Raw genomic sequence first — 25174 nt, 5'->3', positions numbered from 1 at the left:
GTCACTCCGTCATTTCGCCGGGGTCGGCTCGGTCAGGCGCAGGGCCAGGGCCGGGCAGACGTTGACCGCCTTGCGCGCGCCGTCCTCGAGCCACGGCGGCAGCGGGGTCTGCGGGAACGCGGGGAACCCGTTGTGGTCCAGCCGGATGATCTCCGGGGCCACCGCCGAGCAGAGCCCGTGCCCGTCGCAGCGCGACCAGTCCAGGGCCAGCTTGCGGGCGCCCTTCTCGGCCGTGTACGGCAGCGGCAGGATGCCGCGGACCGACTTGCCGCAGCCTTCGCCGTTGGCGTGCGCCTCGACGTCGGCCTTGAACACCTCCAGCGCGGACAGCGCGAACCGGCCGGTGCCGTCCGGGTGCGAGCACGCGCCACGGCCCTTGACCAGACCGGCCGCCTGCCGCACCTCCTTGACCGCGTTGCCGCCGAGCGCCACCAGGGTCACCGCGCGGGCCAGGTCGGGCAGGCCGATGCGGCACGGGCCGCACTGACCGGCCGACTCGCCGGCCAGGTACTGCACGACCTGGGCGACCTCACCGATCGGGCACGTCTTCGAGCCGATCGGGATGAGCATGCCGGCGCCCAGGGTGCCGCCGACCTTCGCGAACCCCTTACGGGAGATCTTGATGGTCTTCGCCTGCTCGGCGGTGACCCACTTGCCGTGGTAGCCACCGACCAGCAGTCCCGGGCCGACGTCGGCGCCGCACATCTCCAGCACCTCCATGAGCGGGGTGCCGCTGGGCGCCTCGACCACGGCCGGCGCGGTCGCGGAGCCACCGACGGTGAGCATCACCGTGCCGGGCTCCTCGGGCATGCCGACCGCGTTGTACTCCCACGGCCCGAGCCGGGCCGCGATCGCCAGCTGCGAGTACGTCTCCGCGTTCGACAGCAGGGTGGGCAGGCCCATCACGCCGTTCTCGCTGGACCGGACCTTGCGGCCGGGCGGGATGTGCGCCTCGCCGTTGATACCGCGGACCAGCGCGCCACCCTCACCGGAGATGAACCGGTGGGGCACCACGACGATCCGGGTCGGCGCGGGCATCTTGCGCTCGGCCAGCGCCGCCGCCAGGGACTCCTGGCCGACACCGTCGTCGGCGACACCGATGACGATCTCCTCGGCGTCCAGGGCGGCGGCGGCCAGGGCCGCGCCGTCCAGGATCAGGTGCGGGCCGCGGGTGAGGACGGCCTTGTCCTTCCACGACGGCGGCTCGCCCTCGGTGGCGTTGACGACGATCACCGGCGGGAGCTCCTGCCGGCGGCAGGAGTCGACCACCGCGCGCACCTTGCGGGCGAACGGGAAGCCGGCGCCGCCACGGCCGCGCAGCTCGATCCGGTCGGCGAGACCGATCAGCTCACCCGAGGAGAGGGCCGCGAACCCGCCGTGCACCTCCTGGTGCGCGATCAGGTCGAGACGGCCGTACTCGTCGAATCCGGCGGTGATGCGTGGTGTCCCGACCGCGGTGACCGGGGGAACCTGTTCCGCGCTCAATTCCGGTCACCACGCAGCTGGGAGAAGTACCCGTCGTCGGCGTCGTCCCGGCCACGGCGACCGCCACGGCCGCCCTCCTCCGGCTCGCCGCGGCGGGACCGCCGTGAACCGGTGTCGACCAGGGTCGGGCTGTCGTCGGCCGGGGCGTCGGCGAAGTCGACGAACTCGCTACGGCTGGGCCGCCGCGGCGGCGGCTCCTCGTACCGGGGCTCCTCGTACCGCGCGGACCGGGCGCCCCGGGGGGCGTCGTCGTAGTCCTCGGCACGGCGGCGGCTCGGACGGGCCTCGTACTCCGGCTCCGGCTCCCGGCGGCGCGACCGCGGGGCGTCGTCCTCCTCGTACCGGCGCATCCGGCCACTCGGGGACTCCAGGTCGTCGCGGCGCATCCGGGCGCCGGTCGGCTCCTCCTCCTCGTAACGGCGCATCCGGCCGCTCGGGGACTCGAGGTCGTCCCGGCGCATCCGGGTGCTCGTCGACTCGAGGTCGTCGCGGCGCATCCGGGTGCTGGTGGACTCCAGGTCGTCACGACGGCGCGACCGGGTGGGCGGCTCGTCGTCCTCGTAGCGGCGGCCACGCGGGGCGGGCTCGTCGTACCGCTCCGGGGAACGACCGCCACGGGACCGCGGGGCGGGCTCGTCGTCGTACCGGTAGCGGTCGTCCTCGACGTCCCGGCGCGACATCCGGGTCTGGGTCTCGTACCGCTCGTCGTCCTCGGCGGCCCGGCGCTGACGCGGGGCGGGCGCCTCCAGCTCGGGCTGGCGACGGCCACGGGGCTCCTCCTCGACCACGGCGACCGGCTCGGGAAGCGGTTCCGGGGCGGGTGGGGCGGGCGGCGGGACCGGGGGTGCCGGCGGAGCGTCCATGCTCCAGGACTGGGTGACCTGCCCGCCGCCGCCACCGGCCGGGGCCAGCAGGTCGGGAGCGGGCTCGGCCCGGCGGCCGGCGGCGCCACCCGGGCGGCGGATCGGCGCCGTGGCGGTGGGGACCAGGGTGCCGGTCTCGTTCGACCGGACCGCGCCGACACCTGCCGGTGAGGCGAAGTCCTTGCGCCGGTTGAGGCTGACCGAGAGCCGGACGGCGAGGCCGATGATGACGCCGACCACGCAGAGGATGTAGCTGACGATGACCCAGGTGGCGGCGGGGCGGCCGGCACCGAGACCGTGCAGCAGGGCGATCGGCCAGATCAGGTAGGAGACGGCGTGCAGACCACGCCACATCCACGGCTTGCCGCGGCCGATGAACTTGGCGCGGGCCAGGCCGGACCACATCACCAGGACCATCACCCATCCGGAGATGGTGCCCATGCCGATCCAGCCGTTCACCAGGAACGGGATGAAGACGTCGATGATACCGACCAGGCCGTCGGTGACCTTCGTCCAGACGTGGACGAACAGACCGCCGACCGCGATGACACCGGTGGTGCGGTGCGCGGACTGGAGCAGTACGCGCTGACGGATGCCGAGTACCAGTCGGTCGGTGGCGACCAGCCCGATCATGATCGTGATGGACAGCGACACCAGGGCGACGACGCCCATGTAGTACTTCAGGTACTCGAAAAGGATGTAATAGCCGACGCGACCCGGGCCGGTCATCATCGCCACGGCCCAGACGGCGGCCACGATGCAGATGATGAGTACGGCTACCGCACCTTTGGGGACCGTACGGACACCGGTTGATCCGACGTCTACCGCCGCCCGGGTGGGGGCTGCCTTGTTGTTCTTCGAGCGGGCCATGGACTCCTCGTTTTCCTTGGTGCGGTCACGTCCCGTGGGCGGTGGGACGCCGGCGTCCGTGGGGAACGCCCCGCGCTCAAGCTCTGCGCTGGACCCGGGCCCCCGGCGGTACTTCCCCTGCGTGCCGCGGTCCGTGTCCTCCCCGGATTACGTGCCGGACCCGGGATCGGATGAACACCGTCCGAACTTTTTGCGTAATTGCTTGATCACCCTCCGCGCAGGGCGGCTGAGCTGCGGTAATGCCCGAACGGTTGTTCAGTTAAGGAAAAATTAACGAGATTGCCAGGAGTGACTCAGGTCGCCTTTCCGGGTGTGACCCAGGCCACTGAGTGAACCATTCGCGCTCCGTAGGCGAACTAAGTAATGCAGACGCATGTAGAAGGGGGATCGTCATGCGATACCGGATCGCCGCGCTCACGGGCGCGGTAGTCGCCGGCGCCGTGGTGAGTGCGGTGCCGTTCGCGACGCCGGCCTCGGCTGACGAACGTGGATTCAGCGTGCGGGTGAGCGCGCCGGGCGACTTCACGGCCGGCCGGTCGGCGGAGACGCTGACGGCGGTGGTCACCTCGGACAACCGGCGTTGCCGCAAGGTGCGTTTCGTGCTGCTGATGCGCTCCCGGATCGACGCCGGGCAGTACCGGGTCACCCGGGTCGAGGAGGACGGGCCGTTCGCGACCACCGACCGGACCGAGGGCACCACGACGACCTTCGTCGACAACGACCTGGACCCGGGCACCTCCTGCCGGGGGCGGACGGTGACCGGCCGCTGGCAGGTCGGGTTCGAGGGCCCGGCCGGCGGTGACGTGCAGTTCGAGGTGCGCGCCTTCGACGAGCAGAACACCCTCCTCTCCTCGGCCGGCGCGAACGCCTCGGTCGAGGGCGAGGAAGAGGAAGAGGAGGAGGAGCGCTCCCCCTCCCCGTCGCCGGAGCCCTCCGAGTCCGAGGAGGCACCGGTGGAGGAGGAGAGCGACCAGCCCGCCGCGCCGATCGAACAGGAGCGGACCGCGGACACCGGCGGCAACAACGCCGACGCCGCGCTCATCGCCAACCAGTCGTCGCTGCTCGGGCCGGGCCTGATCGTCGGCGGGATCTGCGTCTTCCTCGGCGTGATGCTGCTGATCCGGTTGCGCTCGCGGGCCCGCCGGACGCAGATGGCCGACCGGGCCGCGCCGACCGGTTTCTACTCCTCGTCGGGTAACTACCGCTAGCGGGTGATTTCACCTGACAACGGGCCTGTCCGGGGCCGGTGGCCGTTAGCGTGAGAGCGCAGCGGCACCGTCCATAGGGGAGGACTCCGTGGCCCTTGCCAGGAAAGACATCAAGGTCGCCGTAGCGGTCGGCGGGCTCGCGCTGGTGTCCGTCGGCGTACCGGCGGGTGTCTCGTTCGCCGGGACCGACCGTGTCCCGGCGCCGGAACGGCCGGCGACCACCCAGGCCGACAACTACGGCGCGGATCCCCGGGTGCCACCCGAACTGGAGCCCCCACCCGGCCACCGGGTGCACGCGGTCCTCAAGGCCCGGGGTGTCCAGGTCTACGCATGCCGGTCCGGCGCGTGGGCCCCGCTCGAACCGGCCGCCTCACTCACCGGGGTCACCATGCGCCCGGTGAAGAAGGTCTCGGTCCTGCACTTCCGGGGGCCGAGCTGGCAGTCGGACCAGGACGGATCCCTGCTGGAGGGCGACCCGGCGTCGGTGGTCCGGGCCCCGTCCGGGCACCGGGACAGCATCCCGCAGCTGCGGATCACCGCGAAGTCCACGCGCGGCGGCGGACTGTTCGGCCGGGTCACCTACGTCCAGCGGCTGGACACGGCCGGCGGGCTGGCGTCCGGGCCGTGCGCCGGGGACGGGACCGTCGCGGTGCCGTACCGGGCGGTCTACCGGTTCTTCACCGCCGACTCCTGATATTCCCGGGCCGCCGCGACCAGGGCCTCCGGGTCGTCGGCGTGGAATCGCACGGTGCTCACCGGCTCGCCCTTCGTCTTGCGGACCGGCAGGACCAGCGGGGCGGTCAGGCGTACGTCGATCGAGGTCTGACTTGCCATGCCGAGAGACAGCACGCCGTCCTCGAGCTGGGTCTGACCGCCCGGCGGCATCGAGCGGCGCCGCACCTCGATCGTGTCGATCGACGCCCAGTCCAGCGGCAGGTCCAGGCTGATGCCGTTGCGGACGCGCAGCCCGGCCGGGCCGACCAGGTGCGGGTGCACGACCATGGTGGCGGCCAGTCCGATCATCCAGATCAGGCCGTAGACGCCGAGGAACAGCGCCGCGTTCGCCACCGGCCGCCAGGGGATCATCAGCTCCAGGATCGGGATCTCGATCGCGGAGACGACGATCAGACAGATCAAAATCATCTTCACCGCGCCGATGTACGGGTGACGAGTCGTGCCCGCCGCGACCGGCACCGGACGGCGGGCGATCCAGCGGAACAGCGCCGCCCAGAGCCGCAGCTCGTAGACGGCCACGAACTTCAGCAGTCTCCACATGCCTAGTACGGTAGGTTGCAATGCAGTCGCATTGCAATAGCCGTTCGGACATGACGGACCGGCCGGCACCCCTGGTGAGGGCACCGGCCGGTTTGTCGCTTGTTGATGCCTTACAGGGCCGGGTAGGCGTTCGCCATCAGCTGCGAGAACTGGGCGGCGAACCAGGCGCCGGAGATCGGGGCGCCGGCCAGCGCGCCCGACATGCTGTTGCCGTTACGGGCGTTACCGGTGTAAGTCGGGTCGCACATCCGGTCGAAGCCCTTGCCCTCGTCGTTCGGGATGAGGGTGCTGGAGCCGTCCGACTCACCCGGCGGCTTCACCCAGACGTAGGCGTCGATACCGGCGGCCGGGGCCGCGGTCGGGCGCTCGCCCAGGCCGGCGCCGGACTGGTTGCACCAGTTGCCGGCGTGGATCCGGCGGTCGATGCGGGACTCGTTGACGAAGGTGTCCACGTTCGTGCTGGTGCTCGCCGCGGTCGGCCGGGCCGAACCGCCCCAGCCGTTGCGGGAGGTGTCGATCAGCATGCCGATGCCCGAGTCGAAACCGATCGAGACCAGCTTCGTCCGGAACGCCTGGGCGAAGCTCAGCTCGTCCACGTACTGGTTCCAGTCGACCCACTTGGACTGCCGCACCGAGGTGCCACCGACGTTCGTACCGACGGTGAAGAAGGTCTCGCGCAGCGCCGAGTAGTTGGCCGTGTTGGTGATGAAGCCGTGCACGTTCTTCACGTTGCCGGACGCCTGGGCGGCCTGCAGCATGATGTCGGCGGTCGGGGCGAAGTTCGAGTCCCAGCCGATCCAGCCGTGGTGGGCGGCGTCCACGTAGTTGTAGGTGTTGGCGAGCGCGCCCAGCTTGTTCAGGGCGTAACCGATGCCCTGGACGTAGCCGCCGTTCGCCTTCATCGTGTCGCAGGCCGCCGTGGCGCCGGGAGCGCTGCCCACGTTGGTGACCAGGTTCGGCAGCGAGTCGATCTCGACGATGTTGATGATCCGCAGCGCCGCGTACTTCGGGTCGGCCTGGATCGCGGCGATCGGGTCGATGTACGCGGTCTTGTACCGCGGCAGTTCGGACGGGCCGAGCTCACCGTTGGAGGCCAGCGCCGCGCAGTCCCGGCCGGGCAGGTTGTAGATGACGAACTGGATGTAGCCGGCGCCCTGCGTCAGCGCCCGGTCCAGGTGGTCCCGCACACCCATCGAACCGTTCGAGCTGCTGCCGTCGGTGCCCTCGATCGCGGCGATCCGGTCGATCCAGACCGCGGTCGGGTTGTTCGAGACCCGGCTGCCACCGGAGACCGACTCCGCCTTGGCCTTCCACTCCGGGTTCACATAACCCCGGGCTCCGGCGTACGGGTTGTCGACCTTGTTGCCGGGCGGCGGGTTGCTCGTGCCCGGCGACGGTGAGGTGCTCGGCGACGTGCTCGTGCTCGGCGACGGCGAGCCGCCGGTCGAGCCGTTGCAGACCGTGCCGTTCAGCGAGAACGACGTCGGAGCCGTGTTCGTCCCCGGGTAGTTGGCGTTGAAGCCGAAGGTGGCGGTGCCGCTGGTGGGCAGAGAGGCCGACCAGGACGGGCCGACCGCGGTGACGTTCGCCCCCGACTGGGTGATCGTGGCGCTCCAGCCCTGGGTGACCGTCTGACCGCTGGGCCAGGCCCAGGTGAGCGTCCAGCCGTTGGTGATCGCGTCACCGAGGTTGGTGACCGTCACGTTGCCGGTGAAACCGCTGCTCCACTGGTTGACCGAGTAGTCGACGCGACAACCGGCCGCGGCGCTGGCACTGGTGGCGACGGCGACGGCCCCCGAGGCGGCGACGACACCGACGGCGGCAGCGGCGGTGAACGCCCTGGCGCGGGTGGGGATGGGTCTCATAGAGAACTCCTCGAGACGGGGACGGCGTGGGAGCACGCCGGGGAACGGGTTCGACGTGGGAGCACGCCGGGCTCGACCGACCAACACATCGGTGGGGATCGTTGGCCGATGTGGACAGCTTCGCATGGGAGCGCTCCCAGCGCAATCATTCAGAAACAGCAAGGCAACTGAGAGTTCACGCCGCCGGGAGGGGTCGCTTTCCAGCACGCCAGCCCCACTCACCGGGCGTCCAGCACCCCACGGCCCCCACGGCCCCACGGACGTCACGGCCCCCACGGCCGTGACGGCCGTCACGGCCGTCACGGCCTGAGCCCACGCCACCCCGGCCACCCCGGCCACCACGGCCACCACGGCCACAGCCCATGGCACCACGAGCAACCGCGGCCTGAACCCAGGCCACACAAGCCACCACGGCCTCACCCCATAAGCCAACACGGCCTGAACGGCCTGAGCCCACGCCACCACGAGCCATCGCGGCCTGAGCCCACGAGCCACCACGCCAATACGGCCTCAACCCCGAGCCACCACCGCCAATACAGCCTCAACCCACGAGCCACCACCGCCAACACGGCCTGAGCCCACGCCGCCACGAGCCATCGCGACCTCACTGCGACGTCAACCCACGCCACCGCCGCGGGCTCGCCGGTCACGGATGCCGGCACCAGCCCGGTCGCCCCTTCCCCGAGGTCTCGTCCCTCCGCGCGGTCTCATCCCTTCGCCCGGTCCGGCCCCCTCGCGATCTCACCGATTCGCGGTTCCATCCCTTCCGCGCCGCCCAGCCCTTTTCAGCCACCCCTCCTCCTCGCGCAGTCCTCCACCCCTCCCCGGCCGCGTCCCCATCCGCTCCGGGCAGCCCCCATCCCTTTCGCACCGCCCAGCCCTTTTCAGGCGCCCCTCCTCCTCCCGCGGTCTTCAACCGTTGCCGCTCGGCGGTTGCCGGTTGCTCACGACGTTAGGCGCTTCTCGGTGGTAGGCCGCTGGTTGTCCACAGCGGCGACTTATCCACAGGGCCGCGCCCGGCCCGGCACGATCGGCGTAACTTCGGAGCCGAAGCCGAAGCGGGACGGGCGCCAGGTCGGGGCGGACTCGACTTCTCGGTGCCGTACGACGGAGAGGGGTCACCAGGTGTTGATCTGGGTCAGGACGTCGGGCAAGGCAGCCGCCGTGGCTGTGGGCAGCAGCAACGTGGCGTGGGGGAAGCGGGACGGGTCGGTGTGAGCGTTGGGGATCGCCACGCACCGGAGGCCGGCCCGGGTGGCGGCCGTGACCCCGTGCGGGGTGTCCTCGAACGCGAGCGCCTCCGACGGCTGCAGACCCAGGCGCTGCAGGGCCAGCAGGTAGACCGCCGGGTCCGGTTTGGGGGCGGCCACCTCGTCACCGCCGGCCAGGACCTCGAAGCGTGGCAGGTCACCGGTCCGTTCCAGGTTCGTGGTGAGCCAGATCCGGGCGGAGCTGCTGGCCACCGCGAGGCGCAGGCCCGCGTCTTCGGCTTCGGCGAGCCAGGTGGCGATGCCGGGGGCCAGGCCGAGTGTCCGGTGCAGTTCGTCGCGGTACGCGGTTCGCCGCGTGTCCCCGGCCGTGCGGTCGAAGGCGGGGCCCACCGCGGCGGCCAGTTCCGCGTACCGCGCCTCGCTGATGTTGCCGCCGTGGTCGGCGAAGAACCGGGTCTCGTCGAGGGTCAGCCCGTGCCACCGCCACAGTTGCCGCCAGCTGTCCAGCAGGGTGGTCTCGGTGTCCATGAGCAGGCCGTCGAAGTCGAAGATGAGTGCTTTGATCCCCATCCGCCGATTCAATCGTGCCGCGGCCGACGGGGCCAGATCGGGCCCGGACCCGGAACCGCACCCGTATTGCGACCTGTGGCATGCGCTCGGCTTCTCAACCGTGGCCCGCGAATGCCGACCCTACTGCCATGAGCGTGGGCAGCGAGATGCACACCGCCGGTCCCGTCGCGGGCGCCGGCGGCGAGTTCGTGACACCGGACCGGCATGGGCTGATGCTCGCCGAACTGGTGGCGTTCATGACCCGGGACACCCCCTCGGCGCAACACGTCCTGGACCTGACGGCCCCGCATCTGCGGGCGATCGCCGGGCTGACCGCCGCGACCGTCTTCGAGCTGGACTCGGAGACCGGCATGATGACGGTCAGTGCCCAGGTCGGCGAGCCGGGCCGACGGGACCAGATGGTCGCCGGCAAGGTGTTCCGTGCCCCGGCCGGCGGCAAACCGGTGGTCTCCGGCGAGCAGATGGCGATCCGGTTGCGTATCGGCGGGCAGACCGTCGGTGTGCTGCTGCTGACCGCCCCGGCTCTGGAGGAGCTGCAGCTCGACACGATCTCGACGATGGCCCTGCACTTCGCGACCACCCTGCAGGGGCTGGCGGCGGAACGGCAGCGGCAGTTCGTCGCGCACAGCAGCTCCACCATCCGGGACATGTTCGAGCAGGGCATGAACGCCGGCGACGTGGAGGCGGCCGCGGAGCTGCTGGCCCGTTCGTGCGCGGCCGCGTTCCGCACCGAGCACGCGGCGTTGCACCTGATCGACGCGGACGGCCTGATCCGGTACGTGCACGGGGTGGGTTTCCCCGACGAGGTGCTGCGGTCGGTGGCCGTGAATCTGCTGGGGCAGCCGGCCGACGAGTCGCCGGTGTGGCGCAACGCCGCCGGGAAGGGTGAGCCGCTGCTGGTCGCCGACGCCGGCTCGACGAAGGTGCGGGCCGGTGGTTTCGTCCAATCGATCGGTTTCCAGTCGTTCATCGCGATGCCGCTGATGTCCGCACAGGGCCCGGTCGGCATGGTGATGTGCGGTGACTCCAGCGGCGCCCGGGACTGGAGCGCCCAGGACCGGATCTTCGCGCAGCAACTCGCCTTCGAGGGCACCCTGATCATGGACAGCGCCCGGATGCGGGAGGCCGCGGCGGCGCACATGAGCGAGCTGACCCGCCAGGCGAACCACGACTCGCTGACCGGGCTGCCGAACCGGAAGATGCTGCTGGACCGGGCCGGGACCGCGGTGGAGATCGCCGCCGGCACCGGTACCCGGGTGGCTCTGTTGCTGCTCGACCTGAACGGGTTCAAGCAGGTCAACGACACCATCGGGCACCATGCCGGTGACGTGCTGCTGCAGTTGGTCGCCAAGCGCCTGCAGGGTGTGGTGCGCCGCCCGGACCTGGTGGCACGGCTCGGCGGTGACGAGTTCGCGGTGCTGCTGACCGGTGATCCGGACGAGAGCACGGCGAACATCGTCGGCAAGCGGATCTGCGAGCGGCTGCGGGAGCCGTTCGACATCGAGGGCGAGCCGGTACGCATCGGCGCCAGCATCGGGGCCTCGCTGTTCCCCGAGCACGGGACCGAGGTGACGCAGCTGATCCGGGCCGCCGACGCGTGCATGTACCAGGCCAAACGCGCTGGTGGCGGGGTGTGCGTGGCCGAGGGGTGACCCGGCCCGCAGTGAACCCGTCATAAGTGACTTAAGGCCTATTCCACCCTGGTAGTTTCCGGTTGAAAGATCATGAAACTACCCCACGGGAGGACAAGGTGGGCGTATCTCGCTGGCTCGTCGCCGGCACCACACTGGCCGTTTCGATGGCCGGTGCGACCCCGGCATGGGCGGCCCCGGACCCGCCGCCCCCGCCTGCCGTCTCGGAGGAGCCCGGAGCAGCGGCGGACGTGCCGGAACCGGAGCCGGAGCCGCAGGCCGACATCGAGTTCACCGCCGCGCCGAAGGAGACCACCCCGGGCGCGACCGTGGTGTTCACCGGTGTCGCCGGGATCATCGACCGGGACAGCGGCAATGCCGGCCGGGTCGATTTCTATTTCGTACGCGGACAGAAGGGCCCCCGGAAGTTCGCGGGGTCGGCCACCGCGAGCAACTCCGGCCGGTTCCGGTGGTCCACCAAGGCCACCGTCTCCGGTGACTACATCGCCGAGTACCGGAACCGGAAACTGGCGATCGTCGCGAACGCCACCGAGTACCTGAGCGTCTACACGCATCGCGCGACCGATCAGAAGCTCTACTCCTGGACGGCCGGCAAGATGTCCTGCCTGCCCGCGTGCAAGACGGTCGGGCCGGAGCAGTTCGTCGACGCGGCGCCCATCCACGTCACGCTGTCGCGGGAGTGTCTCCAGCCGAAGTCCGGTGGCCGGATCGGGTTCGCCGACAGCCAGCAGAACGCCTTCAAGCCCGGTGATCCCGGCTGGCGTGACTTCCCGGAGGGCCAGGGGCCGGCCGAGTTCGACCTGAACCCCGGCCTTACCCGGGGCCGCTTCTACTTCGAGTGGACCAGCGCCCCCGCCCCGGCGGGTGAGCTGACCCAGTGCAACCTGTCGTTCACCGCCACCCAGCGGATCGTCCGCAAGGTATACCTCTGACCGTTCTCCCGCTGGTCGCGGGCCGGTGCGTCCGGTCCGCGACCACGGGCGCCGGGCTCAGACGAAGGCTCCGTGACCGGTGATGGCACGGCCGACGATCAGCGAGTTGATCTCACGGGTGCCCTCGTACGAGTACAGCGCCTCCGCGTCAGCGACGAACCGGCCGATGTCGTACTCCAGCACGATGCCGTTGCCGGCCAGCAGCTCACGGGCCCAGCCGACCACCTCTCGCATGCGGGTCGTGCAGTACGCCTTGGCCAGCGCCGAGTGCTCGTCCTTGTAGATTCCGGCGTCCTGCAGCTGGGCCAGGCGCACGCACATGCCCATCGAGGCGGTCACGTTGCCGACCATCCGGACCAGCAGATCCTGCACCAGCTGGAACTTCGCGATCGGGCGACCGAACTGCTTGCGCTCCCCGGCATAGGCGAGGGCGATCTCGTACGCCGCGAGCATCACGCCGACCGACTGCCAGGCCACGCCCGCCCGGGTCTGCTGCAGCACCCGCGCGGTGTCCTTGAACGAGTGGGCCTCCTGGAGCCGGTCGGCCTCCGGAACCCGCACCCCGGCCAGTTCGATGTCGGCGTTCTGCACGATCCGCAGAGCGATCTTGTTGTCGATCTTGGTGGCGGTGAACCCGGGGGTGTCCTGCTGCACCACGAAACCCTTGACCTGGTCGTCCGCCTCGTCCCGGGCCCAGACCACGATCAGGTCGGCGAAGGTCGCGTTGCCGATCCAGCGCTTACGCCCGTTCAGCACCCAGGTGTCGCCCTCGCGCCGCGCCACCGTCCGCAGGCCGGCGGCCACGTCGGAGCCGCCGGTCGGCTCGGTCAGCGCGAACGCCCCGATCTTCTCGAACGACGCCATCGACGGCAGCCAGCGCTCCCGCTGCTCGGCGGAACCGCACTCCTGGATGCTGCCCATCGCCAGACCGGCGTGCACCCCGTAGAACGTGGCCATCGACGCGTCCGCGTGCCCCATCTCCAGCGCCAGCCAGCCGTCGAGCAGGGAGGACCGTTTCGTCCCGGCCAGACCCAGCCCGGCGAACCGCTTGATCAGGTGGTGCGGGAACTCGGCTCGCGCCCAGTAGTCGTTGGCGATCGGTGTCACCTCGGTGGAGAGGAACTCGCGCACCCGTTTGACGGTGGCGGTCTCCTCATCCGTTAGGAGGTCCTGGAAGGTGTAAAGGTCTCCGGCGAGCATATTTGCGTACCTACCCCCGTGCGGGCGCACCTAGACTTCGGTCCCATGCTCACCATGCAGGACGCACTGGCCCGGTTGACCACGTATTGGACAGATCAGGGGTGCCTGGTCGTTCAGCCGATGAACACCGAGGTCGGTGCCGGAACGCTCAACCCGGCGACTCTCCTGCGGGTGCTCGGGCCGGAACCGTGGCGTGTCGTTTACCCCGAGCCGTCCGTGCGGCCCGACGACTCCCGTTACGGCGAGAACCCGAACCGGCTGCAGACCCACACCCAGCTCCAGGTGATCCTCAAGCCCGACCCGGGCAATCCGCAGGAGCTTTACCTCGGCAGCCTCGCCGCCATCGGCATCGACGTGACCGCGCACGACGTGCGTTTCGTCGAGGACAACTGGGCCGCCCCCGCGGTCGGCGCCTGGGGCCTGGGCTGGGAGGTCTGGCTGGACGGGCTGGAGATCACCCAGTTCACCTATTTCCAGCAGGTCGGCGGGCTCAACCTCGACCCGGTCAGCGTGGAGATCACGTACGGCATCGAGCGCATCATCATGGCGCTGCAGGAGAAGACCCACTTCAAGGAGATCGAGTACGCCCCCGGCGTCAGTTACGGCGAGGTCTTCGGCCAGTCCGAATACGAGATGTCGCGCTATTACCTCGACGACGCCGACATCGAGGCCAACCGGCGGCTGCTGGAGCTTTACGCCGGTGAGGCCCAGCGGATGGTCGACGCGGGGCTGCCGGTGCCCGCCCACTCCTATGTGCTCAAGTGCTCGCAGGCCTTCAACGTGCTCGACTCCCGGGGCGCCGTCTCCACCTCCGAGCGGGCCGCCGAGTTCGCCCGGATGCGGCGGCTCGCCGGAGAGGTCGCCAAGCTCTGGGTGGACCGCCGCACCGAGCTGGGCCTGCCGCTCGGCACGGTCGCCCCGCCCGACGCCGCCCGGCCGGCCGCCGCCGTGCAGACCGCCGACGGCGCGCGCACCCTGGTCTTCGAGATCGGCACCGAGGAACTGCCGCCGGCCGAGCTGCGGTCGGCCCGTGAGCAGGTGAAGCGACTGCTCTCCGAAGGACTCGCGGGCACCCGGCTGGAGCACGGCGAGGTTCGTGTCTTCGGCACCCCACGGCGGATCATCGCCGTGGTCGCGGCCGTCGCCGCCCGTGAGGACGATCACGTGCGCACGGTCAAGGGCCCCAAGGCACAGGCCGCTTACGGCGCCGACGGCGCTCCGACCAAGGCCCTCGAAGGCTTCGTCCGCGGGCAGGGGGTGACGATCGCGGAGGTCACGGTCGAGGAGGTGAACACCGTACCGACAGTGGTGGTCAAGAAGCACGAACCCGGTCGCGCGGCACCCACCGTGCTCGCCGCCGTGCTCGCGCAGGTCGTCACCGGTCTGCGGGCCGCCAAGAACATGCGCTGGAACGACCCGAAGCTGGCTTTCAGCCGGCCGGTCCGCTGGCTGACCGCGCTCTGGGGCGATGACGTGGTGCCGGTGGCGGTCTCCACCCTGGCCGCCGGGCGGCGCACCCGACTGCTGCGCACCGCCGTGCCGCCGCACATCGACGTCGACTCGGCCGAGACCTTCCTCGAGACGCTCGGTGTCAACGGCATCGTCGCCGACCACGAGGACCGGCGGGAACTGATCGTGATCGGTGCGCAGGACCTCGTCTATCCGGACGGGAAGATCGACGTCAAGGGCGAGGCCGCGCTCATCGACCAGATCACCGACCTGGTGGAACAGCCGCTGCCGCTGCTCGGCACCTTCGACGAGAGCTATCTGTCGCTGCCGGACGCGGTGCTCACCACGGTGATGCGCAAACACCAGCGTTATCTGCCGGTGCGGGACGCGGACGGGGCATTGCTGCCGATGTTCGTCACGGTGGCCAACGGGCCGGTCGACGTGGAGCTCGTGCGGGGCGGCAACGAGGCGGTGCTGCGGGCGCGTTACGAGGACGCGGCCTTCTTCTACCGTGCGGATCTCGCGACGCCGATCGCCGAGATGAAAGCCCACCTGAATCGCCTCACCTTCACTGACAGACTCGGCTCGATGGCCGACCGGGCCGACCGGATCTCGTCCCTTGCTCTCTCTATCGCCGAGCGCGTCGGTTTTGGTTCACCTGTTCTAAAGAAGGCCGCTGAGCTGCTGAAATTCGACCTCGGATCGCAGCTCGTCACGGAGATGACCAGTTTGGCCGGCGTGATGGCGCGCGACTATGCTCTGCACGCCGGGGAGGACCGGCCGGTGGCGCAGGCCGTCTACGAGGCGGAGTTGCCGCGCAACACCGGTGACGTGCTGCCCGCGTCGGTGCCCGGTGCGCTGCTGTCGCTGGCCGACCGGCTCGACCTGGTCGTCGGCCTGGCGGCCACGGTCGGCCTGCCCACCGGCTCCAGCGACCCCTTCGCGGTCCGGCGTGCCGTGCTCGGCCTGCTCGCGGTGCACCGCGCCACCCCGGCGCTGGCCGACTTCTCCCTGGTCGAGGGCCTGCGGATGGCGGCCGCGGCCCAGCCGGTGCCGGTCTCCGACGAGGTGCTCACGGCGGCCGGTGAGTTCCTCGCCAAGCGCCTGGAGCAGGTCCTCACCGAAGATCAAAATCCGATTGACCGGGTACGGGCGGTGTTGCCGCACTTCGCGCGTCCCGCACAGACCGACGTGCTGCTCGGACAGCTCGCCACCGCGGTCACCGACCCGGGCTTCCTGGCCGTGGCCGCGGCCGTCCAGCGGTCCCGCCGGATCGTGCCGGCCGGGACGCCCGCCGGGTACGATCCGGCGCTGCTCAAGGAACCCGCCGAACTGGCGCTGCACGAGGCCGTCGTCGCGGTGCCCGCCTTCACCGACGTGTCGTCGTTCGTCGCCGCGACCCAGGGCCTGGTCGGCCCGGTCGGCACCTTCTTCGACGAGGTGTTCGTGATGGCCGACGACCCGGCGTTGCGGGCCGCCCGCCTGGGCCTGCTCGCCACCGTCCGCGACCTCGGCGACGGCCTCCTCGACTGGGATCACCTGCGGCTCTAGAAATGTCGTACCCCGGCTCTAGGGTTCGGTCATGTCCTTCGACTGGGCCGGGATCGACCGGTGCGTGCTCGACGGCGACAGTGGGGCGGCCACCGCCCTGCTGCTCGCCGCGAGCGACGCCGAGCGCCTCGCGGCCTTCAGCGAGCTGACCGCGCGCATCCGGTCGGAGCACGACGTGTGGTGGCGCCGCGGCCGCCACTTCACGCGCATCCACGCCCTCGCGGTGATCGCCTGTGCCCCGTCCGCGGCCCGCGCCGCCGTCCTGCTCCGGCATCGCGACATGGCGAACTGGAACGGCATACCGATCACCGACTTCGTGGCGATCGCCCGCGCCCGGCGGCTGACCTGGACCGCCGACCTCGGGGTCCGCCTCGCCACCAAGCTCCCGGCCGAGGGGGTTCGGCCCCGGGAGTGGGAGTTCCTGACCACCCTGCTCGCCGAGGACCCCGCCGAGCCACCGGTCACCCTCGGTGTCGTCCGCTCCTGGGTCGGTGCGGCCTTCCACAAGGACCGCGACCTGGCCGCGGTGCCCCATCTGGACCTGCTGCTGCCGGCCGCCTTCGAGATCGACGGGGTCGGCGCGTCACTCACCGACCCACGCGTCGCGGAGAGTCTGCTGGCGCTGGTCGTCGACGGGCGGATCGATCGGGAGTGGCTCCTCGGCAGGACCCTGGATCGGCTCGTGCGCGGTGACCGGCCCGGGCATCTCCGGCCGTTCCTGGCTCTGCACGACCGGATCGCTCCTGGTCCGGCCGAGATCAGCGGGCATGCGGCCGACTACGGCCGTCTGCTCGTCTCCGCCCCGCCGGTTGTCGCGGGTTTGGCGCAACGCTCCCTGCGGGTTGCCGACGAGGCCGGGCTACTGGCGGTGGAGGTGCTGCTCCCGGTCAGCGCTGAAACCCTGCTGCGGCCGGAGAAAGGGCTGGTCAAGGCGCAGCTCACCTGGTTGGGCCGGGTCGCCCGGCGGGAGCCTTCCCGGGTCGGGGAGATCGCCGCCACGGCTGCGGTGGCGTTCGGGCATCCGGCCCTTGACATGCAGGAGCAGGCGCTCACGCTGGTTCTGCGCCATCTGAACGACCTCGATCCCGGGGTTCTGGCCGACCTCGCGGTGGCGGCCACCGCTCTTGCTGACGTCCTGCGGCCTCGGGCGGGGGCGCTCCTCATCACTCCCCCGTCGGTTTCGGCTCTCGCTGGTCCTGTTCCGGCGCACTCCTCCGGGGCGGTCGTGGCTGCTTTCACCACCGAGTCCGCCTCCGTCGCCATGTCTGCCATTGCCTCTGGGCCGGCCTCCGTCATGGGGCCCGCACGCGCCACCCTCGCGCTTTCCTCCGCCGTGCCTTCCTCCGCTGCGCCTTCCTCTCGCGGCGTTCCGGGCGCTGGCGGTTTTGCTGTCCCTGTGGACGGGTCCGCCATCGCCGTTGAAGGGGCCGGCGGTCCACAGGTGGCTGGGGTCTCGCTCATGCCGCCGGGCATCGGGAGCGCTGCCGAACTGGCTGAGGAAGTGGTCGCTCTGGTGACGGCCGAGAGTGCGATCGGGTGGGAACGGGTCCTGGACGCTCTGGTCCGGCTGCACGCGGCGGGCGAGCGCGAGACCTTGGCCACGGCCCTGAAACCGGTGATGCACCGGTACGATTCCGCGTTCGCCGATCGGGACGGTGGGCGGCTCGCCTTCCTGGGCGAGACGATCCGTACCGTCATCGGCCACCAGCCACGCCCGGCGATCCGGCGGTTTCTGCTCTCGGTCGCCAAGGCATCCACCCGTGACGTCCTGGATCGTGCCGTCTTCACCGGTCCGGAAGTCGTGCTCACCCTGCGGATCGCTGAACTGGCCGTGAGGTTGTCGCCCTCGTCCGGCACCAACTCCCCACCCTCTTCGGGCGCCACCTCCCCGGCCTCCTCGGGCACCACCTCCCCGGCCTCTTCCGGCACCGATTCCCCGGTCGGGCCGTCCCGCGATCCGCTCCCCTTCCTGCTGGCCACACCTACCCATGTCACCGGCGCCATCGACGCCGACGTCCTGATCACGCGGCTGGCCCGGGCCGAGGCCGACGGCTGGGATCCACCGGCCATCGATTTCGAACAGGCACTGCTCCGGGTCACCCCGACCACCGGCCCAGAAGTCCGTGCCAGGGCCGAGACCTTGAGTTCCCCATCGGGCAGACGCCTCGCGGACTGGCTGGCGGCCGGCGGCCTACCGGCACCGATCAGTACTCGTCACGACCAGACCACCACCGACAGCGTTGGAGAGGTGATCGCTCGCCGGGCTGTGGTCGACTTGCGCCCCGCACACAGCCTCAGCCTCGCAAACGGCCTCAGCCCCACGCACGGACTCGGACCCCCGGGCAACCTTGGAACCTCAGGCGGACTCGGACCCCCGGGCAACCTTGAAACCTCAGGCGGACTTGGAACCGCGAGCGACCTTGGAACCGCGAGCGACCTTGGAACCGCGGGCGGACCTGGAACCGCGAGCGACGTTGGAACCGCGAGCGACGTTGGGCCCGCGAACTGCGTCCGCCCGATAGCCGACCTTCGCTCTGCCCCGGGCACCTCGACGTCTGATTCCGCCGATAGATCTACGGCTGGTTCTCACCCCACCGGCACGGACTCGGCACCGCGACTCTCCAGTCCGGGCATTCCCGACAGCCGAGCGACCCACGCCGGCCCATCGTCCGACGGAGCCGAGGCCGGCCTTCAACCTGCGTACGCCGGCCCGCCACCACCCTCCAAACCGGTCACCAGCCTTCGACCTGCCCTCGGTGATTCGGGGACTCTGCTCTCCGAGCGGGCCGGGAGTGGTTCGGGGATTCTGCTCTCCGAGCGGGCCGGGAGTGGTTCGGAGACTCTGTTCTCCGAGCGGGTCGGGAGCCGGTCGAGGACTCTGCTGTCCGAGCGGGTCGGGAGTGGGAGGCTGGGGCTGGCGGTGTCCACTCTTGTCCGGTCATCGGGGCTCTACCAGGACGGCTACTGGTTCTCGGGGGACAGTGGGCGGATTCTTGCCATGGTGCTGCCGCATCATCGTGAGGTGGCGGCTGCCTGGATGCTGCCGGAACTGGCCGTTCTCTCCGGAGACGACGGGCTGGACGGGGCTCTGCTGCCTGTTCTCGCCGAGGCCTCCGGGCCGGTCGGGCCGGCTATGGGGCTCGCACTCGCCTACGGGCTCGGCGCACGCGGGCACTCCGGGCGGGTGGCAGCGGTCGACGCGTTTCTGCTGCTGGCAGCTGGGAGCGAGCCATTTGCCGAACAGATCGGGATCGCGCTCGGCGACCTGGCGGCCGACGGTACGGTCAAACTTCTCCGGGTCGTCCCGGCACTCACCGAGGCCCATCAGGCGGGAGCTTCGGCTGCGGTCTGGACCGTTGTGCGGACCGCGCTGCCACCGTTGCTGGCCACGGGTCCGCGCGGTCTTCCCGATCTTGTCGAACTGGCCACTCTGGTAGCCGGATCCTTCGACAGCAGCGCCGAGATCGCCGGGCCTGGCGAAACCGACAAAATCGCCGGGCTGGCGGAGACCGCCGCCCGCCGGGGTTCCTCCCGCCTGGTTCGCGAAGCTCGCCGCCTGAGCGAAGTCCTCACACGCTGACCTCAGCGCAGATCTCAGCGCTGGCCTCAGCCCGGATCGGCGGACATGTGGGCCTGCGCAGCCGGTGGAACGGGAGACCACGGCCAAGAGGCAGGGCAAGCAGGTCGCAAGAGGGTCGGCGGCAGATCGAACGGATCGGCGGCAGGACGAGCGGATCGGCGGCAAGTCGGAAGGATCGACGGCAGGACGAGCAGGACGCCGCCCGCCGACGTCCCACGCCATGCGGTGTGGATGGGGTGATGGCGAATCGCGGGGCTCGGAGCTGCGGACATGACCAGGCCTGGAGGTTGTGTAGCGACGGGGATGAAGCGCGGCACCGGGAAGCCGGTGGGCGAGCGTCATCCGGGCCGAGCTTACGATCACGGCGACCACGCCCCGGGCCGGACAGAAGGGCTTGGAGGTTGGTAGCGGTGGAGGTGAACCACGGCACCGGAAAGGGCCGGGACGCTACGCGGTGGCGAGAGTGAAACGCCGCAGCGGGAAAAGCCGGGACGCTACGCGGTGGCGAGAGTGAAACGCCGCAGCGGAAAGAGCCAGGACACTGCGTGGCGGTGCAGGTGAAACGCGGGAGCGGGAGGGGCCGGGACGCTGCGTGGCGGTGCGGGTGAAACGCGGGGGCGTGGGCTGGATGTCCGGGAACGACCATTGACCCGGCGTTTGCGTGGATGCCATGCGATGGTCGTCTGGGGGATGGATCGGTCGCGTTGATTCTGAGCGGATCGCCGGTGACGGACGCCGGCCTGTGGGAACCGTGGAGGACACCGTGGCAGATCGCCGTCAGGTGCTGCGTATCGGGGCTGTCGCCGCCGCCGCTCCGGCTCTGGCCGGGGCCGCCGTCGCGCCCGCCCATGCCGCGACCGGGCCGAACGGGACCGGTGCGGACAGCGCTGCCAGTGCGAACGGCGCTACCGGCGCCGCGGCACAGAAAGGGCACGGGAAGAGCAAGGCGCTCGTCGTCGGGCACCGGGGCGCGTCCGGGTACCGGCCGGAGCACACACTCGCGTCGTACGAGCTGGCGGCCCGGATGGGCGCCGACTACATGGAGCCGGACCTGGTCATCACCAAGGACGGGGTGCTGGTCTGCCGGCACGAGCCGGAGATCGGCGGCACCACCGATGTGGCGTCGCGGCCCGAGTTCGCCGACCGGAAACGGACGGTTTCGCTGGACGGGGTGAGCGTCACCGGCTGGTTCACCCACGATTTCACCCTGGCCGAACTGAAGACGCTGCGGGCGATCGAGCGGATCCCGGCGGTACGGCAGCGGAACACCCTGTACGACGGGCGGTTCGAGGTACCGACCTTCCAGGAGGTTCTGGACCTGCGTAAGCGTCTTTCCAAGGAACTGGACCGGGATCTGGGCGTCTTCCCGGAGACCAAGCACCCCACGTACTTCCGGCGCCTCGGTCTTGAACTTGAGAAGCCCCTGGTCCGGGTCTTGCGACGGAACGGCCTGGACCGGCGGGGCGCCAAGGTGTTCCTGCAGTCGTTCGAGGCGGTGAACCTGCGGATCCTCGCCGACGAGCACCGGGTCGAGGTGCCGCTGGTGTTCCTGAGCAGCGCGGCCGGGTCGCCGTTCGAGGACCCGCGCAGCTACGCCGACTACCTGACCCCCAAGGGCCTCAAAGAGCTTTCGCAGTACGTGGACGGCCTCGGCCCCGACAAGAGCCAGATCATCCCGCGGAACGCCGACGGCACCCTCGGTTCACCGACGTCGCTGGTGCGGGACGCGCACGCGGCCGGCCTGCAGGTGATCCCCTACACGTTCCGGGCGGAGAACTCGTTCCTGCCCACCGAGCTGCGTGTCGGCACCGACGTGGCGGCCTACGGCAAGGCGATCGACGAGCAGGTGACGTTCCTCCGCACCGGCATCGACGGCCTCTTCACCGACAACCCCGACGTGGGAGTCCTCGCCCGCTCTCTCGTCTGATAAACCTATAAATCCCAAAAAACGGACAAAGGGGTTGAGTCCACGGCCTGAAACGCACGAGCGGCGGGCGGCGGGCAGCGGGCCGAGGGCGAAAAGGTGAGCACACGGCCCGGGCTCACGCGAGGGCAGCGGGCAAGAAGGTGAGCCCGGTGAGCCCCCGGCCCTGGCTCACGCGAGGGCCGAGGGCCGAGGGCAAAAAGGTGCGCACACGGCCAGGGCTCACGCGAGAGCGGTGAGCAAGAAGGTGGGCCCCCGGCCCTGGCTCACGCTAGGGCCGCGGGCAAAAGGTGGGCACGCACGAGGGCCGCGGGCAGAGGTTGGCCTCGTGGGCCAAGTGCACGTGAGGGCGGCGGGCGAACGCCGGGCTCACCGACCAGGCAGAGCTGTGGTGGCACTGAACGGTGCGGGCCCGGCACACATGGTGTGCCGGGCCCGCACCGTGTGCAGCGGGAGACCTGGGTCAGGTCACTTGGCGACCAGGGTCGGGTAGATGTGGGAGAAGTCGAGCTTGTAGCCGAAACCGCTGGAGACGATGAAGGTCAGGCCCAGGAGTACGCCGATGATCACGACGGCGAAGAGGGCGTACCCGAGGGCCGTGCCCAGCGGGCGGCGGCCGGCCGGAGCCGACGTCGGTGTGGTGACCGTTGCGGCTCCGGCGCCCCAGGCCAGGGAGCGGATGCCGAGGGCGAACAGGATCGGCAGGCCGGCTCCCAGGGCCAGGCCGGCGATCAGGACCTGCCAGGCGCCGTCGAGGGCGAATCCGAGGTTGTGCATGAGGGGCTCGCCTTTCAGTTCGCCGCGACGGCGGGGACGGACGACGTGGTGGCCGGGGTGCCGGTGGTGGACGGGGAGTCGCCGTCCCAGTCGTCGTTGACGTTCTCGTGGTCGACCTTGCCGGTGCGGGAGCGCAGGTACATGGCCACCGAGGCGATGCACAGCAGGGTGAAGACGACCAGGGCGCCGGCCGTGCCGCCGACCGCGTCGCCGACCCAGAACATCAGCGCGCCGATCAGAGCCGCCGACGGCAGGGTGATCAGCCAGGCCAGGGCCATCCGGCCGGCGACCGCCCAGCGGACCTTGGCGCCGGGGCGGCCCAGGCCGGAGCCGATGACCGAGCCGGTGGCGACGTGCGTGGTGGAGAGCGCGAAACCGAGGTGGCTGGACGCCAGGATGACGGCGGCGGCGCCGGACTGGGCGGCGGTGCCCTGCGGCGGGTTGATGTCGGTGATGCCCTTGCCGAGGGTGCGGATGATCCGCCAGCCGCCGAGGTAGGTGCCGGCCGCGATGGCGAAGGCGGCGGAGACCTTGACCCAGAGCGGGATGTTCTCCAGGTCGCTCCAGTGGCCGCTGGCGATGAGGGCGAGCGTGATGACACCCATGGTCTTCTGCGCGTCGTTGGTGCCGTGCGCGAGGGAGACCAGGGAGGCGCTGCCGATCTGGCCCCAGCGGAAGCCCTGCTCGGTGAAGCGGGCCGCGACCCCGGTGGTGATCTTGAAGATGACCCAGGTGCCGAGGGCGGCGACCGCACCGGCGATCACGGGTGAGATGACGGCGGGCAGGAGGACCTTGCCGACGACGCCGTCGAGTTTGGAGCCGTCGCCGTTCCAGTTGACGCCCGCGATGCCGAGACCGGCGAGGGTGGCGCCGACGAGGCCGCCGAAGAGGGCGTGCGAGGAACTCGACGGCAACCCGAGCAGCCAGGTCAGCAGGTTCCAGACGATGCCACCGACCAGGCCGGCCAGGATGATCAGCAACAGGGTGCTGCCGCCGTCGGCGAGGAGTTCCGCCTTCGGGGCGCCGCTCTTGTCCTGGATCTTCACGACGGCGTTGGTGACGGTCAGCGCGACCTCGACCGAGAGGAAGGCGCCGACGAGGTTCAGGGCACCCGACAGGGCCACAGCCGTTTTCGGTCTGAGCGCCTTCGTCGCGATGGAGGTGGCCATCGCGTTGGCGGTGTCATGGAACCCGTTGGTGAAATCGAAGGCCAGGGCCGTGATGACCACCAGCGCCAAGATCACGGATGTTTCTGTCACGACGTGATCGTGACCGAGTTACGGGCGCACTGCCAGAGCAGAAACGGGACATGTACAAGCTTCCGCTTCCGTTAACCTCCCGTTTTCCATTTTTCAACGCTGCGCAGTCAATCGATCACACAGCGTTGACGTCAACCACCTCTAAATGAACTTTTTTTTAGCTATGCGCCACCTAGAAAACGTACAAACTGCTTATACGGTACGAATCTCCGCCTCGGCCATCGCGACGGCTTCCCGCAGGATTCGCAGCCCCTCGCCCGCTTCCTCCTCGGTCAGCGTGAGCGCCGGACCGATTCTGATCACGTTGCCGTGCAGTCCGCCCTTGCCCACCAGGAGACCGTTCTCGCGGCAGAGGTCGAAAACCCGTACCGTCGCGGCCGGATCTGGATCTTTGGTTCCCGGCCGGACGAACTCGAGACCGATCATCAGGCCCCGGCCCCGCACCGCGGCCACGATCGAGGTGTCCAGCGCGCGCAGCCCGTCGAGCAGGATCGTGCCCACCCGCTTGGCGTTGGCCTGCAGATCGTGGCTGAGCACGTAGTCGAGGACCGCGTTGCCGGCCGCCGCGCTGATCGGGTTGCCGCCGAACGTGGAGAAGCTGATCGCCGGGACCGCGTTCATCACCCCGGCCCGGCCGACCACGCCGCCGAGGGCGTATCCGTTGCCGATGCCCTTGGCGAAGGTGATCAGGTCCGGGACGACGTCGTGCGCCTGGTAGCCCCAGAAGTGGTCACCGGTCCGCCCCCAGCCGGTCTGCACCTCGTCGGCGATCAGCAGGATGCCACTCTCGTCGAGCACCTTGCGGTACGCCCCGAGCAGCCCGTCCGGCCCGTGCACGAACCCGCCGACACCCTGGATCGGCTCGGCGATCAGCGCCGCCACGTCGCCGGCGGTGACCGTGGTGAGGACCTCGCGCAGGTCGTCGACGGCCGCGTCGATCAGGTCGGCGTCGCTCAGCCCGGCCATCCGCCCGCGCAGCCGGTCCGCGGAGGCCAGCCAGTTCACCGAGAACGGGTTGAGCGAGCTGGACGACCAGCTGCGGTGCCCGGTGATCGCCATGGTGCCGAACGACCGGCCGTGGTAGCTGTTCTTGATCGCCAGGATCTGGTTGGACAGGCGCACGTTGGTGGCCATCAGCAGGGCGGTCTCGTTGGCCTCGGTGCCCGAGTTGGTGAAGAAGACCCGGGCGTCCGGGATGCCGGAGACCCGGGCGATCTTCTCGGCCAGCTCGACCTGCTGCCGGATCAGGTAGAGGGTCGAGGTGTGCGCCACACCGGTGTCGACCTGGCCGCGGACCGCGTCGCTGATCTCGGCGACGTCGTAGCCGACCATGTTGGTCAGCACCCCGCCGAAGAAGTCCAGGTAGGAGCGCCCGGTGGCGTCGGTGACCCGCCGCCCGCTGCCGGAGACGATCTCCAGCGCGTCCTCGCCGTAGTAGACGGGCATCCAGCTCGGCATCACCGCGCGGTGCCGGTCGAGCAGGCTCATGGTGGTTCCTTTCAA

General features: G+C 70.3%; 16 protein-coding genes. 7 read left to right on the top strand and 9 right to left on the bottom strand.

From position 1 onward, the window contains the following. Window positions 1–9: 9 nt before the first annotated feature. Window positions 10–1485: an NADH-quinone oxidoreductase subunit NuoF family protein gene (locus tag Aco03nite_RS02295; protein WP_203792882.1), complete on the bottom strand. Its 1476-nt coding sequence runs from the start codon at window positions 1483–1485 to the stop codon at window positions 10–12. Beyond that, window positions 1482–3218 carry a translation initiation factor III gene (locus Aco03nite_RS02290; protein ID WP_203792881.1) on the bottom strand — a complete coding sequence of 579 codons (1737 nt, stop codon included), beginning with the start codon at window positions 3216–3218 and terminating at the stop codon, window positions 1482–1484. Before Aco03nite_RS02290 ends, Aco03nite_RS02295 begins: the two co-directional genes overlap by 4 nt. Window positions 3219–3610: 392 nt before the next feature. Between Aco03nite_RS02290 and Aco03nite_RS02285 the strand changes: the two genes are divergently transcribed. Next, window positions 3611–4426 (top strand): hypothetical protein, encoded by an 816-nt coding sequence (locus Aco03nite_RS02285; RefSeq protein WP_203792880.1) that lies wholly within the window; start codon window positions 3611–3613, stop codon window positions 4424–4426. 88 nt (window positions 4427–4514) lie between these two features. Further along, complete coding sequence (locus Aco03nite_RS02280) at window positions 4515–5120, top strand: DUF3455 domain-containing protein (RefSeq protein WP_203792879.1); 606 nt, start codon at window positions 4515–4517, stop codon at window positions 5118–5120. On the opposite strand, the gene Aco03nite_RS02275 is transcribed toward Aco03nite_RS02280, so the two are convergent. The 3 genes from Aco03nite_RS02275 to Aco03nite_RS02265 all read right to left on the bottom strand — a co-directional run bounded on the left by Aco03nite_RS02275 (window position 5093) and on the right by Aco03nite_RS02265 (window position 9347). Beyond that, entirely contained in the window at window positions 5093–5701 is a 609-nt protein-coding gene (locus Aco03nite_RS02275; RefSeq protein ID WP_203792878.1) for a hypothetical protein, read from the bottom strand. The genes Aco03nite_RS02280 and Aco03nite_RS02275 overlap by 28 nt on opposite strands. A gap of 110 nt (window positions 5702–5811) precedes the next feature. Continuing rightward, window positions 5812–7566, bottom strand: a complete 1755-nt coding sequence (locus tag Aco03nite_RS02270; protein ID WP_203792877.1) for a glycoside hydrolase family 6 protein — start codon at window positions 7564–7566, stop codon at window positions 5812–5814. Between the two features lie 1118 nt (window positions 7567–8684). Further along, a complete protein-coding gene (locus Aco03nite_RS02265; RefSeq protein ID WP_203792876.1) occupies window positions 8685–9347 on the bottom strand; it encodes an HAD family hydrolase in 663 nt (220 codons plus the stop codon). A gap of 128 nt (window positions 9348–9475) precedes the next feature. Between Aco03nite_RS02265 and Aco03nite_RS02260 the strand changes: the two genes are divergently transcribed. Next, a complete protein-coding gene (locus tag Aco03nite_RS02260) occupies window positions 9476–10999 on the top strand; it encodes a sensor domain-containing diguanylate cyclase (protein WP_203792875.1) in 1524 nt (507 codons plus the stop codon). 98 nt (window positions 11000–11097) lie between these two features. Next, entirely contained in the window at window positions 11098–11931 is an 834-nt protein-coding gene (locus Aco03nite_RS02255; RefSeq protein ID WP_203792874.1) for a hypothetical protein, read from the top strand. 57 nt (window positions 11932–11988) lie between these two features. Here Aco03nite_RS02255 and Aco03nite_RS02250 read toward each other — a convergent pair whose 3' ends face one another. Then, window positions 11989–13131, bottom strand: coding sequence for an acyl-CoA dehydrogenase family protein (locus Aco03nite_RS02250; RefSeq protein WP_203792873.1), 1143 nt, complete (start codon window positions 13129–13131; stop codon window positions 11989–11991). Between the two features lie 45 nt (window positions 13132–13176). Between Aco03nite_RS02250 and Aco03nite_RS02245 the strand changes: the two genes are divergently transcribed. The 3 genes from Aco03nite_RS02245 (at window position 13177) to Aco03nite_RS02235 (ending at window position 21638) form a co-directional block, all read left to right on the top strand. After that, window positions 13177–16131 (top strand): glycine--tRNA ligase, encoded by a 2955-nt coding sequence (locus tag Aco03nite_RS02245; RefSeq protein WP_203792872.1) that lies wholly within the window; start codon window positions 13177–13179, stop codon window positions 16129–16131. 31 nt (window positions 16132–16162) lie between these two features. Further along, on the top strand, window positions 16163–19711 hold the full coding sequence (locus Aco03nite_RS02240; RefSeq protein WP_203792871.1) for a hypothetical protein: 3549 nt from the start codon (window positions 16163–16165) through the stop codon (window positions 19709–19711). 763 nt (window positions 19712–20474) lie between these two features. Further along, window positions 20475–21638: a glycerophosphodiester phosphodiesterase gene (locus tag Aco03nite_RS02235; RefSeq protein ID WP_203792870.1), complete on the top strand. Its 1164-nt coding sequence runs from the start codon at window positions 20475–20477 to the stop codon at window positions 21636–21638. 465 nt (window positions 21639–22103) lie between these two features. On the opposite strand, the gene Aco03nite_RS02230 is transcribed toward Aco03nite_RS02235, so the two are convergent. From Aco03nite_RS02230 to Aco03nite_RS02220, 3 genes are all read right to left on the bottom strand, one after another. Further along, the gene (locus tag Aco03nite_RS02230; protein ID WP_203792869.1) at window positions 22104–22412 is read right to left on the bottom strand and encodes a hypothetical protein; all 309 of its coding nucleotides are present in this window, start codon (window positions 22410–22412) and stop codon (window positions 22104–22106) included. Between the two features lie 14 nt (window positions 22413–22426). Further along, window positions 22427–23671, bottom strand: a complete 1245-nt coding sequence (locus tag Aco03nite_RS02225) for an inorganic phosphate transporter (RefSeq protein ID WP_203792868.1) — start codon at window positions 23669–23671, stop codon at window positions 22427–22429. A 192-nt stretch (window positions 23672–23863) separates the two neighbouring features. Then, window positions 23864–25159, bottom strand: a complete 1296-nt coding sequence (locus Aco03nite_RS02220; protein WP_203792867.1) for an aspartate aminotransferase family protein — start codon at window positions 25157–25159, stop codon at window positions 23864–23866. Between the last annotated feature and the right edge of the window lie 15 nt (window positions 25160–25174).

The organism is Actinoplanes couchii (genome assembly GCF_016862075.1).
GTDB classification, from domain to species: Bacteria; Actinomycetota; Actinomycetes; order Mycobacteriales; family Micromonosporaceae; genus Actinoplanes; species Actinoplanes couchii.
The sequence above is the reverse complement of the archived record's forward strand: the minus strand, read 5'-3'. Positions and strand labels throughout refer to the sequence as shown.